The 14,931-nt window shown below is 63.6% G+C and carries 10 protein-coding genes; 5 read left to right on the top strand and 5 right to left on the bottom strand.

Translation table 11 applies throughout. The features are described from left to right. Window positions 1–106 precede the first annotated feature (106 nt). The 3 genes from AC1DES_RS08530 to wecB are packed head-to-tail and all read left to right on the top strand — an operon-like array spanning window position 107 to window position 4,381. Window positions 107–2,116: a DUF6541 family protein gene (locus AC1DES_RS08530; protein WP_476895265.1), complete on the top strand. Its 2,010-nt coding sequence runs from the start codon at window positions 107–109 to the stop codon at window positions 2,114–2,116. Between the two features lie 28 nt (window positions 2,117–2,144). After that, window positions 2,145–3,236: a polysaccharide biosynthesis C-terminal domain-containing protein gene (locus AC1DES_RS08535; protein WP_476895266.1), complete on the top strand. Its 1,092-nt coding sequence runs from the start codon at window positions 2,145–2,147 to the stop codon at window positions 3,234–3,236. Next, window positions 3,233–4,381, top strand: coding sequence for a non-hydrolyzing UDP-N-acetylglucosamine 2-epimerase (gene wecB, locus AC1DES_RS08540; RefSeq protein ID WP_476895267.1), 1,149 nt, complete (start codon window positions 3,233–3,235; stop codon window positions 4,379–4,381). The genes AC1DES_RS08535 and wecB overlap by 4 nt, the downstream gene beginning before the upstream one ends. A 77-nt stretch (window positions 4,382–4,458) precedes the next feature. On the opposite strand, the gene AC1DES_RS08545 is transcribed toward wecB, so the two are convergent. From AC1DES_RS08545 to AC1DES_RS08555, 3 genes are all read right to left on the bottom strand, one after another. Continuing rightward, complete coding sequence (locus AC1DES_RS08545) at window positions 4,459–6,333, bottom strand: hypothetical protein (protein ID WP_476895268.1); 1,875 nt, start codon at window positions 6,331–6,333, stop codon at window positions 4,459–4,461. Window positions 6,334–6,642: 309 nt separating this feature from the next. Beyond that, the gene (locus tag AC1DES_RS08550) at window positions 6,643–7,071 is read right to left on the bottom strand and encodes a DUF2304 domain-containing protein (protein WP_476895269.1); all 429 of its coding nucleotides are present in this window, start codon (window positions 7,069–7,071) and stop codon (window positions 6,643–6,645) included. Further along, window positions 7,071–7,811: a glycosyltransferase family 2 protein gene (locus AC1DES_RS08555; protein ID WP_476895270.1), complete on the bottom strand. Its 741-nt coding sequence runs from the start codon at window positions 7,809–7,811 to the stop codon at window positions 7,071–7,073. The genes AC1DES_RS08550 and AC1DES_RS08555 overlap by 1 nt, the downstream gene beginning before the upstream one ends. 162 nt (window positions 7,812–7,973) lie before the next feature. Between AC1DES_RS08555 and AC1DES_RS08560 the strand changes: the two genes are divergently transcribed. Both AC1DES_RS08560 and AC1DES_RS08565 read left to right on the top strand, forming a co-directional pair. Continuing rightward, a complete protein-coding gene (locus AC1DES_RS08560; protein WP_476895271.1) occupies window positions 7,974–8,999 on the top strand; it encodes a polysaccharide biosynthesis protein in 1,026 nt (341 codons plus the stop codon). 2 nt (window positions 9,000–9,001) lie between these two features. Further along, the gene (locus tag AC1DES_RS08565; protein WP_476895272.1) at window positions 9,002–10,237 is read left to right on the top strand and encodes a glycosyltransferase family 4 protein; all 1,236 of its coding nucleotides are present in this window, start codon (window positions 9,002–9,004) and stop codon (window positions 10,235–10,237) included. A gap of 174 nt (window positions 10,238–10,411) precedes the next feature. On the opposite strand, the gene AC1DES_RS08570 is transcribed toward AC1DES_RS08565, so the two are convergent. Both AC1DES_RS08570 and AC1DES_RS08575 read right to left on the bottom strand, forming a co-directional pair. Continuing rightward, window positions 10,412–11,686: a polysaccharide biosynthesis protein gene (locus AC1DES_RS08570; RefSeq protein WP_476895273.1), complete on the bottom strand. Its 1,275-nt coding sequence runs from the start codon at window positions 11,684–11,686 to the stop codon at window positions 10,412–10,414. Between the two features lie 103 nt (window positions 11,687–11,789). Further along, window positions 11,790–14,837 carry a M43 family zinc metalloprotease gene (locus tag AC1DES_RS08575; RefSeq protein ID WP_476895274.1) on the bottom strand — a complete coding sequence of 1,016 codons (3,048 nt, stop codon included), beginning with the start codon at window positions 14,835–14,837 and terminating at the stop codon, window positions 11,790–11,792. Window positions 14,838–14,931 lie beyond the last annotated feature (94 nt).

Raw genomic sequence — 14,931 nt, forward strand, 5'->3', positions numbered from 1 at the left:
GTAGGATTTCTCGGGGACGGCGCAGGTCTCACGATTTGTCTCTGCCGTTCGCTCAACGTTTTGGAGGCATCCTTTGTCCTGGTGGTCTGTAGTTCCGCTTGCTCTCGTGGCAATCGGTTTGTTGTTCGTTCCCGGAGCTGCAGTTGCCTGGGCCAGCCGGGTCCGCGGGATGGCCCTGCTGGGTGTGGCCCCGGCAATTACGGTTTCGATCGTGGCTGTCTCCGCCCTGGTGGCGCCTGTCGTCAACCTGAAGTGGTCACCGTTGCCGGTGGCTTTGGTCACCATCGTAATCGCGGCCGTCGCCCTGGGGGTGGCCACCTGGCTTCGCCGGACCGAAACCAGGCCTGAACCGACGCCGATCAACTGGTGGGCAGGCGCCGGGCACGCGGCAGCCGTCCTTGCTGCAGGATTCCTTATCAGCCGCCGGCTCGTCGCTGCTTTCGGCAGGCCCGAGTCCTTCTCGCAAACGTTTGACAACGTTTTCCACCTGAACGCTGTCCGCTACATCCAGGAAACAGGATCCGGTTCGTCCTACACCGTGAGCGCCATGACGGGCGGCGGCTTCTACCCGTCCGCGTGGCACGATCTCGTGGCCTTGCTTGCAGACGTCACGGGCGCCAGCATCCCCGTTGCCGTCAATGTCACCAACCTGGTTGTGGGTTCACTCGTGTGGCCGCTGGGTTGCATTTTCCTTGCCCACAAGATCGTCGGGAAGCGTGTCATCGTGAGCACTGTGGCCGGAATCCTGGCTGCCGGGTTCGGCGCCTTCCCGCTGCTCCTGCTCGACTTCGGAGTGCTCTATCCGAACTTCCTGGGCAACGCACTGCTGCCAGCGGCGCTTGGAGTGGGCCTGCAGGCCATCGGCCTCGCGGCGCAGGCGCCCCAGCAGGCGTCCGAGCCCGCGCCCGCGCAGGTCGCGGCGCAGGCGCCCCAGCCGGCGCCCCAGACCAGGCTCATTGACGCGCTGCTGCTGGTTGCGGTTCTCCCTGGAATCACGTTGGCGCACCCCAGCAGCACCATGGCGCTGCTCGCGTTACTGCTCCCGCCGTTCCTCTTCATCTGGGCCAAGACGACCCGCCGACTCGTCCGGAGGAGCGACAACCGGTGGCGACCCCTGGCGGTAATGGTGGCCCTGGTGGCCGTCGGGCTGGCGATCGTTGCGGTTATCTGGAAAGTCGTCCGCCCCGCCGAGGCCGCCGCATTCTGGCCGCCTATCGAAACGACCGGACGGGCCATAGGCGAGCTTCTGACCAGTTCAGGCATCGGCCGTTCGGTATCCTGGGCCATCGCGGCATTGGCCGTCGTCGGCCTGGTCACGCTGCTTGTGCGGCGTCATCAACTCTGGCTCGTGGGCATGTATGCCGTGATCGGTGGGCTCTTCGTCGTCGTAACCTCGTTCCCGTTTGGACCTGTGCGCACGTTCTTCACGGGTGTTTGGTACAACGACCCGCCCCGCCTGGCTTCGCTGCTGCCGGTGGTGATTCTGCCTCTGGCAACCGTGGGCGCCGTGTGGTGCTGGGACACCTGGATTCGCCCCCTTGCGGTTAAATACCCGGTTGGACGCAGTGTCCGGCTCGCGCATCGGCCCGACGGATCACCAGGTCTCGCGATGGGCGCGGCTGCAGTGATTGTGGCCGGCCTGCTGGCCGTCAGCACCCAGCAGGCGAACGTCCGCGAGGCAGTGGCCTCCGCAGCGGTGAGCTATCAATTGTCCAATGACTCGCCGTTGGTTTCCTCCGACGAGCTGGCATTGATTAATCGGATTCCCAGTGAGGTCCCGAAAGACGCGACCCTGGCCGGCAACCCGTGGAACGGAAGCGCGCTGGCGTACGCCTTCACCGGGCGCAGACTTATCCAGCTTCACATCCTGAGCGAGTTGCCGGCCGGCGCGGAGGAGGTGTTCACGCACCTGAATGAGGCGAAGTCCGATCCCGCCGTCTGCCCCGCCGTGCAGCGGCTCCACGTGGGCTACGTCCTGGACTTTGGCCACCGGGAGGTGCACGGGGGAGACAACGGGTTCAGAGGGCTGGACAACCTTGAGGCAGACGGCGTCGCCAGCCTCGTGGATTCCCAAGGACAAGCGAAACTTTACAAACTGACTGCGTGCGGACAGTGACGGCATCCACGTTGAAAGGAACAGTGCAGTGACGATCGCATTAACCGGGAGCAACGGCTTCCTAGGATGGCACACCCGGGTCCTCGCCCATTCCCTCGGCGAGACGACGGAGGCAATAGCCCTGGGCGAGAAGTTCGACGCCGCTGCGGCTTCCACCGCCGTCGAAAACGCAACGACACTGGTTCACGTCGCCGGGGTCAACCGTGGCGACGACGAGACCGTCCGTCAGGGAAACGTGGAATTCGCGGAGCAACTCGCGCTGGCACTCGAGACGGCGTCCGCGAAGCCAACAACCGTCGTGTATGCCAATTCCATCCAGGCCGGAAACAGTTCGCCCTACGGGCTCGGGAAGAAGCAGGCGGGAACAATTCTGGAAGAGGCGGCGAAGAAAGCCGGCGCCCGCTTTGTCGACGTCAAGCTCCCCAACCTGTTCGGCGAGCACGGGCTCCCCTTCTACAACTCTGTGGTCGCCACCTTCTGCCACCTCGCAGCCAACGGCAAACCTTTGCACGTCCAGGACGACAAGGAATTGCTGCTGCTCCACGCGCAGACGGCCGCGGAAGTCCTGCTGGGGCTGCATGAGCCGGAGGACGCGCTGGGCCTCGCCACGACCAGGCTGGTCAGCGAGGTGGCGGCCTTGATCCAAAAGACTGCGGACCATTATTCCACCGGGACCATTCCCGACATTTCCGGACCCTTCGAACGGGACATGTTCAACACCTACCGTTCTTTCCTGGTCGGCGACCGGCTCCCGATTTCATTGGACCGGAAGGAAGACGCGCGAGGCGCCTTCTTCGAAGTCGTGCGCAGCGGTGGAGGAGAAGGCCAGTCCTCGTTCTCCACGACGGTACCGGGCGTGACGCGGGGCCAGCATTACCACCGGCGCAAGATAGAACGATTTACGGTGCTGTCGGGCACCGCTGAAATTTCCATGCGAAAACTCTTCCGCGATGACGTTGTCACCTATCACGTCGACGGGCAAAATCCTGTCGCCATAGACATGCCGACAATGTGGTCGCACAAGATCACAAATACCGGATCCGATAAGCTATACACGATGTTCTGGATCAACGAAATCTTTGATCCAGCCTCTCCCGACACTTTCCCGGAGGAAGTATGACCGACGCTGGCCGCAGGCTAAAAGTTTTGACCATTGTTGGCACCAGGCCCGAAATCATTCGCCTGGCTGCCACAATTCGACGTCTGGACAGAAGCACGGACCACGTTTTGGTACACACCGGCCAGAACTACGACTACGAGTTGAACGAAGTCTTTTTCGAAGACCTGGGACTGCGCAAGCCTGATCACTTCCTGGCCGCCGACACGTCATCGCTGGGCGCCGTCCTGGGCTCGATCCTGGCGAAGACGGAGCAGGTCCTCCTGCAGGAGAAGCCGGATGCAATGCTGGTCCTGGGCGATACCAACAGCTGCATCTCCGCGCTGATGGCCAAGCGGCTCAAAATCCCGGTCTACCACATGGAGGCCGGCAACCGGTGCTTCGACGAGAACGTTCCCGAGGAAACAAACCGCCGCCTGGTGGACCATGTTGCCGACTACAACCTCGTCTACACCGAGCACGCTCGTCGCAACCTGCTCGCGGAAGGGCTTCACCCGTCCCGCATCCTGCTCACCGGTTCCCCGATGAAAGAGGTCCTGCAGGGCAACGCGGACGCCATCGCTGCGAGCGATGTCCTCGAGAAGCAGTCGCTTACCCCCGGCGGGTACTTCATGGTCAGCGTGCACCGGGAAGAAAATGTTGACAGCCCCGAGCGCCTGGCCGAGATCCTGAAGGCCCTCCAGGCCGTGAGCGAGCGGTACGGGCTTCCCGTCCTGGTCTCAACACACCCGAGGACCAGGAAGCGCCTCGAGGACCAGCCGGAAGAGCTTAAGCGCGGTCTGCGCTTCCATCCGCCATTTGGCTTCAATGACTACGTCAGGCTGCAGAAGGATGCACGGCTCGTCCTTTCGGACAGCGGGACCATCAGCGAGGAGTCTTCGTTGCTGGGGTTCCCTGCGGTGACCTTGCGGGATGCAATTGAACGGCCGGAGTCCCTCGACACCGCAGCCATCATCACGACCGGAGTGAAGGCCGACGCAATAGTTGATGCCATCACGATCGTTCTGGACCAGTTTGAGACGGATGGTCCGCCGGCAATTCCGGCGGATTACCAGATCAGCGATACGTCGCGCCGGGCAGTGAACTTTATTCGCTCGACCGCCCACACCCACCACCAGCGGGCCGGAATCGCCGTCAACCCCCGCTAAGACCGCGACCCAGAACTAAGGCCACCCCTGCGGCAGGGGTGGCCTTAGTTCTGTGCCAGCGGGCTGCCAGGCCGGGCCTAGTACGTAATGATCCGGGACGCGAACTGGGGACGCCAGGCCCGCAGTTCCGGGACCAGTTCCGGGTCCACGACGACGTCGATGTCCGGCTTGGCTGTCAGGATGGCGTCGATTGCCTCCGGGACATGGGACGGACCCCGGTAAAGCGGCTTGACCATCGGCACCGCGAGGTCGGAGGACGCCGTCCACTTCCCTTGCAGGGTCAAAGACCATTGTGCTGCCAGCTGGGGGTCAAAGGCGTCGTCGAAGCCGACGTAGATGAAAGGCCGCGGGTTCTTCAGGGCGGCCATTCCGGTCAGTTTTGAAATCAGCCGCGGTGCCGGGTCGGACAGTGCCTTGGACTGCTGCAGGACGCCTACGGCACCTTGCGCTGTCGGCTCCAGTCCCTGTTCGCTCAGATTCGTGAACGGCAGCCCGAAGAAGTGCGTGGCGCCCAGCGACGTCAACAGGGACGCGGCGACAAAGGTCTTTCGGCGGCTCTGTCCTGCCAGGAGGGGCGCCCAGAGTTCCGCCGCCCCAACAACGGTGCAAACGATGGCCAGGAGCTCGACTGCAAGGAACGACTTGTGGAAGTAGTACGTGACTTTGGAAGCTTCCATCAGCTGGAATACCGCCAGGCCGACGAGGAGAACGGCTGCGAAGAGCGGGGTTGCCAGAACGTGGAGAGACGTCAGGGTTCCCCGGCGGTCGTCGGCGTGGCCGACCTTCCGGCGGGAGTAGAAAGCCAAAGCCACAAAGGCATTTGCGACGATGCACAGCACAGCCACGCCTGTGTCGGCCGTGGCTGTCCCGCCTGGTGTGGTCAGGACCTCGCCCGCCGACAACTGGCGGAGCTGCCAGACGGCGCCGAGCACGCCGGACACGGCCACGGCCGCAATCGCCGAGTGGAGCGCCAAGCTGCGCCAGCCGGCTTCCCGCCGGTGCCAGAACAGGTAGACGCCGTAGACGAGGACACTCGGAAGGCAAAGGATCAGCAACAGTATCCAGCCGTGGGCGACGGCAGTCAGGATCAGGACAAGGGCACTCGTTGCGGCCACAGGGTGAACGACGCGCCGCAGCTGAACGACCGCGATGCAGGCGACGCAGAGTGCCACCCCCAGTCCGAAGTTTGGGAACGCATTGAACACAGGAATGGCTCCGGGTCCAACTATCCACGCAGTAGCCACAACGGCGACAAAGGGAAGCGTGACCAGGAAATGTCGCCGGAAAACGGGCAGGGAGGTGAGGGCCGCCACGACCAGGAGGGTGCCAAGGACGGCGGCCACGCCGACGAGTTTGAGGAACAGGACTGATTCCTGGGCGACGTCGCCGGCCTTGCTGCCGGCGACGACTTCAGCGAGGGAAGCCAGGAGTGCGTGGAACCCCTGCGGATACGAGGTGGCTGACCAGGCGCTTCCGTCGGGTGCAGAGGGAAGCAGCGCAATCACGGAGCCATGGTTGCGAATCATGTTGAACATGTTGAAGTGCGGGGCGAAGTCCCACGACCGCGTGAGGAGCAACAGCGTCGACTCGAAGGATTGTGCGAACAGGAAGTTCTGGACAACCCAGCCCGAGGCGACGCCGGCTACGGCCGGCAGGGCATCTACGGCCTGGAACCGTGGCACGAAGCGCCGGAACGACAACCGGCGGACGACTGCAAACGTGACCGAGCCAAGCAGGCCCGCGGCAGCCAGCGCGAGCAAGACCGTTCCGCGGTCAAGGTAGGGCACGTCAGCACTGAACCACCACATGAAGGGGGAGATGCCTGCCAGCGCAATAATCGAGAACAGGATTCGCTGGGACAGATTCCGGCCGATCGGCGTGATCACCATGACCAGTGCCAGAACCACAAGGTAGCGCCAGCCTGTCAGGCCGCCGGCCGCACGGAAAGCCACGACTGCAACAAACGCCGCGGAGCAGGCGAGAATTACCGCTATCCACGATGTGACGGGGCCGGCGGGCCGGCGACGGGCGCGGTCCGCAGGCGTCCGCAGCGTCCGGCGGAGGACGACGTCTGGAATGTCTAAATCCGGGCTGGTCACGACTTCCTAGGTGACCGCGGTCGGCGGGATCTTCCCCCGTCGTTCCTCACAGTCGTAGATCCCCGGTCCGAGCGCGTGCGCCGCTTCCCGCGGAATAACAAAGATGGACCATTGAATTCTACTTGAGGCCGTGCTAGGGGTCGGATGGCCGGCAGTCCGCCGTCATTCTCCAGGGCCGGCGGGGGACTGTTCGCTCGGAGACCAGGCAGTTTCCGCTGGCGCCTCCGGGCGCCGTTCCAGCTGGCTGAGGCCCGCTTCCACGCGTTCGACTGCCGAGCGCAGGATGGCCACTTCTTCGGCGAGCGTGCGGTTCTCGTCTTCGACCACCGACAGTTCCCAGGACAGGTGGAGGCACACACCCAGCAGCAAGATGATGCACAGTGCAAAGAGCAGGTTGGAGGCAACCTGCACGCCGAGAAGTTTGCTGACAGAGGGCAACAGGCCCGGCCACCCGGCCAGCACGAGGGCGCTAGCGCCGATAATCAGCCAGAGCGCCGCATATTTTTCCCGGAAGACTTTGCGGCGGACCAGTTCGAGCACAATCCCCACCATGACCAAGGCGAAAATGAATGCGGCCAGAGTGTTTCCCATTAGGCGGGGCCTTCCTGTACTGCGATTCTCGAGCGGCTCCGGGTCACGGCAAAGAGCAACGCGAACACGGACCGCAGCAGGTAGATAGCGGATTTGGCTGGGTTGTGGCTCGGCGTGCCCCCTTGTCGGGGCCGCATGGCGACGGGTATCTGCGTGACCCTGCAGCCTGATTTGATCGCGACGACCAGCGAATCGATGGTGTCGCCGAGATATTCTGCCGGGTAGTGATCCAGGTACTGTGCAATGGCGCGCCTGTTGCCGGCCCTGAATCCGGACGTCACGTCCGTCAGCTTTGTGTGCGCCAGGGCGGAGATCACGGCAGCCAGGAACACCATGGCCCAGCGGCGGGGTCCGGAGACCTTGTAGTCACCCTTGGCCGCGAAACGCGCTCCGATCGAGATATCCGCCGATTCCAGCCCCTTCAGTACCGCTGCGATGTCGCGGGGATCGTGCTGGCCGTCGGCATCGACTTGGATGACGGCGTCGTAGCCGTAGCGGTCTGCGTACTTGAAACCAGTGCGCATGGCTCCTCCGACCCCCATGTTGAAAGGGAGCCGGAGGACCGTCGCGCCAGCGGCCGCTGCGGCCGGGGCAGTGTCATCGCTTGAGCCGTCGTCGACGACCAGGACGTCGTATCCTTCGTTCAGGTCCAGCACCTCGGCCACCGTGCTGCCGACGGTTTCGCCCTCGTTCCAGGCCGGCATGATCACGAGAACTCGGCGTGTGTCTGGGCTAGGCATGATTGCGATTCTACGCCGAAACCCGGTTAACCCGAATTTGGCGACCGTCTATCCGTCGCCGCCGCTCATCCCGCCAAAACCGGGTGAGGGCGCCCCGCTGATATCATCTAACGGTTGCAGCCACACTCGCAGCCCTATATATCTGCTGACCAAGGAGACAAGTTGTTCAAGAACAAGACCCTTTTGATTACCGGAGGCACCGGCTCCTTCGGAAACACTGTTCTGAAGCACTTCCTGCACACAGATATAGGCGAGATCCGGATCTTCTCCCGCGATGAGAAGAAACAGGACGACATGCGCAAGGCCTACAGCAACGACAAGCTGAAGTTCTATATCGGTGACGTTCGCAACATTGACAGCGTCCGCGAAGCGGTGCGCGGAGTGGACTACATCTTCCACGCTGCCGCACTCAAGCAGGTGCCGTCGTGCGAATTCTTCCCGATGGAGGCTGTCCGGACCAACGTCCTTGGTACCGACAACGTCCTCACTGCGGCAATTGACGCGGGCGTCAAGAAGGTTGTCTGCCTCTCGACCGACAAGGCTGCCTATCCGATCAACGCCATGGGCACATCAAAAGCCATGATGGAGAAAATCGTCATCGCGAAGTCACGCAACGTCGATGCCACCGAGACTCTCATCTCCTGCACGCGGTACGGAAACGTCATGGCCTCGCGTGGCTCGGTGATCCCCTTGTTCGCGGATCAGATCCTGGCCGGAAAGCCCCTGACCGTGACGGACCCGCACATGACCCGTTTCCTGATGAACCTCGACGAAGCCGTCAAGCTGGTTCTTTTTGCGTTCGAGCACGCCAACCAGGGCGACTTGTTTGTGCAGAAGGCCGATGCGTCCTCCGTGGGGGATCTGGCGATTGCGATGAAGCAACTTTTCCGGTCCGACTCCGAGATCAACGTCATCGGTACACGACACGGTGAAAAGGCGCATGAGACCCTGCTCACGAGGGAAGAGCGGGCGAAGTCCGAGGACCTCGGAGATTACTTCCGGGTGCCCGCGGACACCCGGGACCTCAACTATGAGAAGTTCTTCGATGCCGGAGATACCGTCAGTGAGACGCTGGAGGAATACACCTCACACAACACCCACCAGCTGACCATTGATCAGATCATCGAAAAGATCAAGACCACGGACTACATCCAGGAACTCCTGCCGTCGATCCCGACAGCCTCCTAGCAGTGGCGGGCAACGCAAAAGTCCTGGTAGTAAGCCAGCACTTCTGGCCCGAGGGGTTTCGGATAAATGATATCTGCGACTACCTGGTCGAAAAAGACGTGGATGTCGAAGTGCTGTGCGGGCTGCCGAACTACCCCAAGGGTGAGTTTTTTCCCGGCTACACATGGCGCGGCCCCTTCAAAGAGCAGCACAACGGAATAAACATATTCCGGGCTCCGGAGATACCGCGCGGTGACAATTCAAGCCTGCGCATTTTCTTGAATTATGTTTCTTTTCCCGTAGCCAGCCTGATCCATCTTCCCCGCTTGATGTTCGGCAAGTACGACAAGATTTTTCTTTATCAGCTGTCGCCCGTCATGATGTCGATTACCGGCCTGATCCTGTCGAAGGTCCGTAAAATAGAATCGACTATGTACGTGCTGGACCTCTGGCCGGAAAACCTGTTCTCGGTTTTGAACATACAGAACAAATTCTTTCGCCGCCTTGCCGAAAAGGTGTCCCACTGGCATTACCGCCAGGCGGACAAGATCGTCGTGCTGTCCGAACAGATGCGCGGGAAGATCCAGAGCATCACCGGCCTGCCGGATGAGAAGATCACGGTGGTGCCCCAGGCCTGCGAGAGTCTTTACGAGCAGGAGATCCACGATCCCGAACTGGCGCAGCGGCTCGGCGGGGGCTTCAAGGTGGTCTTCACGGGCAACATCAGTCCGGCTCAGTCCTTTGAGACCATCATTGATGCGGCGCAGACCCTCAAGTCAGAGGGGCTCACGGATATTTCCTGGGTCATCGTCGGTGATGGCATGAGCCGGAGCGACGTCGAAAGCGAGGTCACCCGGCGCGGCCTTGGGGATGTTTTCCGGTTTGAGGGCCACCACCCGGTTGCCGATGTCCCGAAGTACACGACTCTTGCAGACGTCCTGGTGGGGTGCCTGGTGAAAAGCGATCTTCTGGAAGCCACTATCCCCGCGAAAGTGATGTCCTACATCGCCTCCGGCCGTCCCCTCGCGCTGGCCATGGATGGGGAAGTCCGGACTCTGGTCGAGGACCAGGCGCAGTGCGGACTCGTGGGGCCGGCCGGTGATTCTGCTGCCCTGGCGGAGAACATACGGTCGCTCCATGCCATGACCGACGCCCAGAGGCGCGACCTTGGAGCGAGGGGGAAGGCCTACCACTTCGCCAATCTCGAAAGAAGTATTGTGTTGGGGCGCCTGAAGGATTTCATCCTGCACGAGGCCTAAAGGTTTCCGGCCCGGAAGTCTATGGGCGGGACCGGTCATGAGCGGCAAAAGGACCTCCCGGGTCGCGCGTGGAGCTCAGCGTGAGCTGCACGACGCCGGGGGGTCCTTTTTTGTGTGCACTGCTGCCAGCTAGCCCGGGGTTCGCCGGCCAGTGGCCGTGGCCGTGGCCGTGAGCTAGACAGCGGCCTCGGCGGCCTTGGACGACAGCCCCAGGGAGAAGACATGAACCGCTATGCCTACTGCCGGGCCAAGCGTCAGCGAAAGGATGCAGCGGGCTTCCAACGGCAACGGGAGCAGCAGCACCGCGATAGCGACAGCGGTCGCCGTGACCCAGCCTGTAGAAAACGCCCGGTGATGTCCCATGGACAATGTGGCTGTTCCGGTCAACGTCAGGACGGCCATGACAACAGACGCCAGCGTCAGCAGCGCGAGCGTCATGCCGCCGACGTCGTAGCCTTTCCCGAAGAGCAGCATGAGGCTGGGCCCGATCAGGTAGGCCAGGACGGCTCCGGTTCCGCCGACTGCCACCAGAAGGAGAATCGGCTTGCGCAGCGCGCGCCAGCCCTCGGATCCCGCTCTGACGACGTGGGCGATGGCTACCCCTTGAAAGGCTTGAAGTGGCACCATGATCGGGGCTCTGGTCATGGAAATGGCCAGCAGGAGAGGAGCCGACTGCTCGTACACCGCCGAGGCAGTGGTCAGCTTGAGCAGGAGCGGGAAGGCGACAATCAGGGCGGCTGATGAGATTGAGGAAATCACCGCGTGAAATATTTGCCCCAGGAGCTTTCCCAGTGGAACGTCTGCACGCACTTGCAGCGATCGGCGGGCGGCCCGGGAGGTGGCGAGCAGAAGCAGCCAGGCAGCCAAGGCGCAAAAACAAGCAACCTCTAGTCCCAAGAGCCCGAGCGCCCAGGCCGCGGCGGCACCTACACAGGCAAGCCGGAGAAAAGCATCCAGAATCAGAAAACGGCCAAAGACGGACCACCGGCCGCTTCCCTGCAGGGTTCCGGCCAACGCGCAGTGACCGGAATAGAGGATCGCCGTGAGGATCAGGCCCAGTGAAATGATCTGTGAATTGTGGAAGAAATTGAATGTCGTCAGCAGGGGGGACAGGACCGCGATCAATGCCGCGACCACGCCTCCGCTGATCAGCCCAGCCGTAATGAGCCGGGGGTGGCGGGCTTGGTTGTGGCCACCCAGGGCCGAAACCGTGGACGCGGCACGCGTTGACTCCGTTTGAACGCCGCCCAGAACGCCATAAACGAAGAAGAGGCCGGCCCAGAACGCGAGGAACTCCGAGTTGTCCTCTTTGGACAGGGAATGACTGGCGATGAACAGGATCAGGATGCCGGACCCGGCCGAAACAGCGGATCCAATGGCCACTGCCGAGGCAGAACGACCGCCAAAGCTTTGACCGGGGTTCGTCGTGACGTCTTTTGATGCGGCCATACGTTTAGCGTGGTCTCCGGTTTCTACAGCACAGTGGATGCAGTTCCAAGAGTACCTTGTGGCAGATGCAGGGCAGCCTGGCGTCGTCTGCAGCCGGCTATGCCTAGGGCGCCTTCCTGGGGGTGACGGACGTTCCCTGGGTGGGGGACCACGTGATGGTCCCGCCTTGGTACTCCTGGAAGCAGCCGCCGTTGGGCTGGCCGCAGGTGACGTCGCCGGTGGGGTAGGCGAGTGGGCCCGTGAGGAACCCGGTGGCTGCCCAGGCGGATCGGATCGGACCGGTTGTGGGGTGGGCGCCTGTGGCCGGGGACCAGATGATTGCTCCACCCTGGTAGTCCTGGTAGCAGCCACCGGCAGGCTGGCCGCAGGACTGCTCGCCGGTCGCGTACCCCATCGATCCGGAGAGGAAGCCCACGCGGGTCCAGGCCGTCCGGATTGGCTCCGCGGCAGCGTGGGCGCCGCTGGCAGCGGACCAGGAAATGACACCGCCCTGGTAGTCCTGGTAACAGCCGCCCGAGGGCTGGCCGCACGTGACATCCCCCGTGGGGTAGCCCATGGTTCCATCCACAAAGTTCATCGATGCCCAGCGTGCCCTGATCGCCCCGAATGTCGGTCGGGCGCCTGTGGCAGGGGACCAGATGATGGCGCCGCCTTGATAGTCCTGGTAGCAGCCTCCCTGCGGCAGTCCGCAGGTGACGTCTCCGGTGGGGTAGCCCAGCGGTCCGGTGGCGGATCCGCTTGCGGTCCAGGCGGTGCGCACGGCCCCGCTCAGGGCGTGCGCCCCGGTCGTCGGGGTCCAGGTGATGATCCCGTTCTGGTAGTTCTGGATACAGCCGCCCGAAGGCTGGCCGCATGTCACCTCGTCGGAGGGGTAGCCGAGGGGCCCGTCGAGGAAGCCCGTTTTGGCCCAGGCCGAGCGGATGGGGCCGGTCGAGACGTGGGCGCCGGTTCCTGGGGACCAGATGATCGCGCCGCCCTGGTAATCCTGGTAGCAGCCGCCGGAGGGCAGCCCGCAGGTCACCTCGCCTGCGGGATATCCCAGCTGGCCGTCGAGGAAGCTGGTGGCCGCCCAGGCAGCCCGGATCGGGCCGGTGGAGGCGTGGGCGCCGGTTCCTGGGGACCAGATGATCGCGCCGCCCTGGTAGTCCTGGTAGCAGCCGCCGGAGGGCAGCCCGCACGTCATGTCGCCCGTGGGATATCCCATCGGGCCGTCCACGAAGTTGAGTGCGCCCCATCGTGCCCTGATCGGGCCGTAGGTGGTCCGGGCGCCGGTGGCCGGGGACCAGATGATCGCGCCGCCCTGGTAGTCCTGGTAGCAGCCGCCGGAGGCGAGCCCGCAGGTTACATCGCCCGCAGGATAGCCCATCGGTCCGGTGAGGAACCCGGATCCGGCCCATGCCGCGCGGATCGGACCGGTGGAGGGGTGGGCGCCGGTGGCCGGGGACCAGATGATCGCGCCGGCCTGGTAATCCTGGTAGCAGCCGCCGGAGGGCTGGCCGCACGTCACTTCACTGGTGGGGTAGCCGAGGGGTCCGTCGAGGAATCCGGTTTTGGCCCATGCTGCGCGGGTCGGGCCGGTGGAGGCGTGGGCGCCGGAGGCAGCGGACCAGATGATCGCACCGCCCTGGTAGTCCTGGTAACAGCCCCCCTGCGGCAGTCCGCAGATTTCGGCAGACGTGGGGTAGCCCATGGGGCCATCGACGAAGTTCAGCGCGCCCCATAGGGACCGAATCGCGCCGGTAGAGGGCTGGGCGCCGGTGGCCGGGCTCCAGATGATGGCCCCGCCTTGGTAGTTCTGGTAGCAGCCCCCGGTTCGCAGTCCACAGACGACGCCTGATGTGGCGCTGCCCAGGGAAGTCGTCGCCGAGGCCACCGGTGCAATCGCCCGGCTCGCAACAGCCGCCGTCGATTCGATGGTCACGCCGGCGGCCGTGTCGGAAATCCAGTCGATGGACACGCGCGTCCCTGCGTGCGTCGTGAACGCCTGGCCCGCCTGCCACGCGGAATTCCGGCTGTAGTAGCCGGAATAAGGTTGGGTGCTGGGCATCAGGATGATCGAACTGGCTACGGTGAGGCCTCCGTTCTGGACGATGTTCACGCCCCGGTTGCCGCCGACCGCGGTCGCGGCGTCGTATCCGACGGGAAGCCGCAGCTCCAGGTAGTAGACCTCGCCGCTCATGGGGTCGGTGAACTTCACGGCCCTGTTGGGCGCCGTGCCGGCCCAGGCGGTGAGGGTGAAGCTCCTGCTGTCGGCGATCCTGCCGGCGTCGAGGATCTCATCCCCGCGGCCGAACCCGCCGTACTGCCAAAGGCTTGAGCTGATCGTCGGCTGGCTGAGCTGGGAGACGCCCATGAGGTCGCCCGTGTTGCCGTACTCACGAATCGAGCAGCTGGAGTCGGCAAAGGACCCGTCGGTGTTGCTGGCGACGTCCGAGGCCCCGTCGGTGCACTGCAGGCTGTCGGAGTGCATGAGGCCGAACACGTGGCCGAACTCGTGGGTGATGACACTGTTGGTGAGGTTGCCCGGCAGCGGCATCAGCACACGCCCGCTGATCCCGGAAGCGCTCCACCCGGCGCCGTAGGCGTTTGACGACAGAAGGGGTGTGGGGATGAAGACGACCAGGGCGGTGTAGGGATTGGTGACCCAGTTGAGTTCGCGGGTGACGGTGTCCATGATCTGGGTGTACGACTGGCTTGAAGTGGCCGCGGACTTCACTCCGGTGCGGGTGGCGGCGACGGAAAGGGACAACCGGTTATTGGACATGGTCTTCCAGTACCGGCTCGCGGCGTCGATTGCCGCATTGGCCGCCGGGAGGGAGATTGCTGCTGTGTCGGCGGGCGATTTGTCGGCGAGCTGCACGGTCACCAGCGTCACTTTGATGTCGCCCGCCCGTGCCAGGGAATACGACTCGGTAGTGATTGCGGGGGCGGGGGCGCGGCCTTTGACCCCGGGCGCCGGAGGAGTTTCGAAGGTTTCGGCCGTCGTGGGCGGCGTATTCGTCTGGTCGACGGAAGGGGCCGGTGACGGTGTCGGTGCAATGGTCAGCGGGGTCTGCGCGACTGCGGCCGGTGCGGCCTGCGCCGGTGCCAGGGCGAGAATGGGGATAGACACCGCGGACAGCAGCAATGCAGTGAGTAGTGCTGCGAACATCCGAATTTGCTTCATTGTTTCCCTTTTAAAATTGCGGCACCTCCCTCGCCACCGCCAGGCGGCAGCAGGGAGGGAGGGAGGTCAAAGTAGTCTA

The organism is Arthrobacter sp. 05T442, assembly GCF_056395945.1.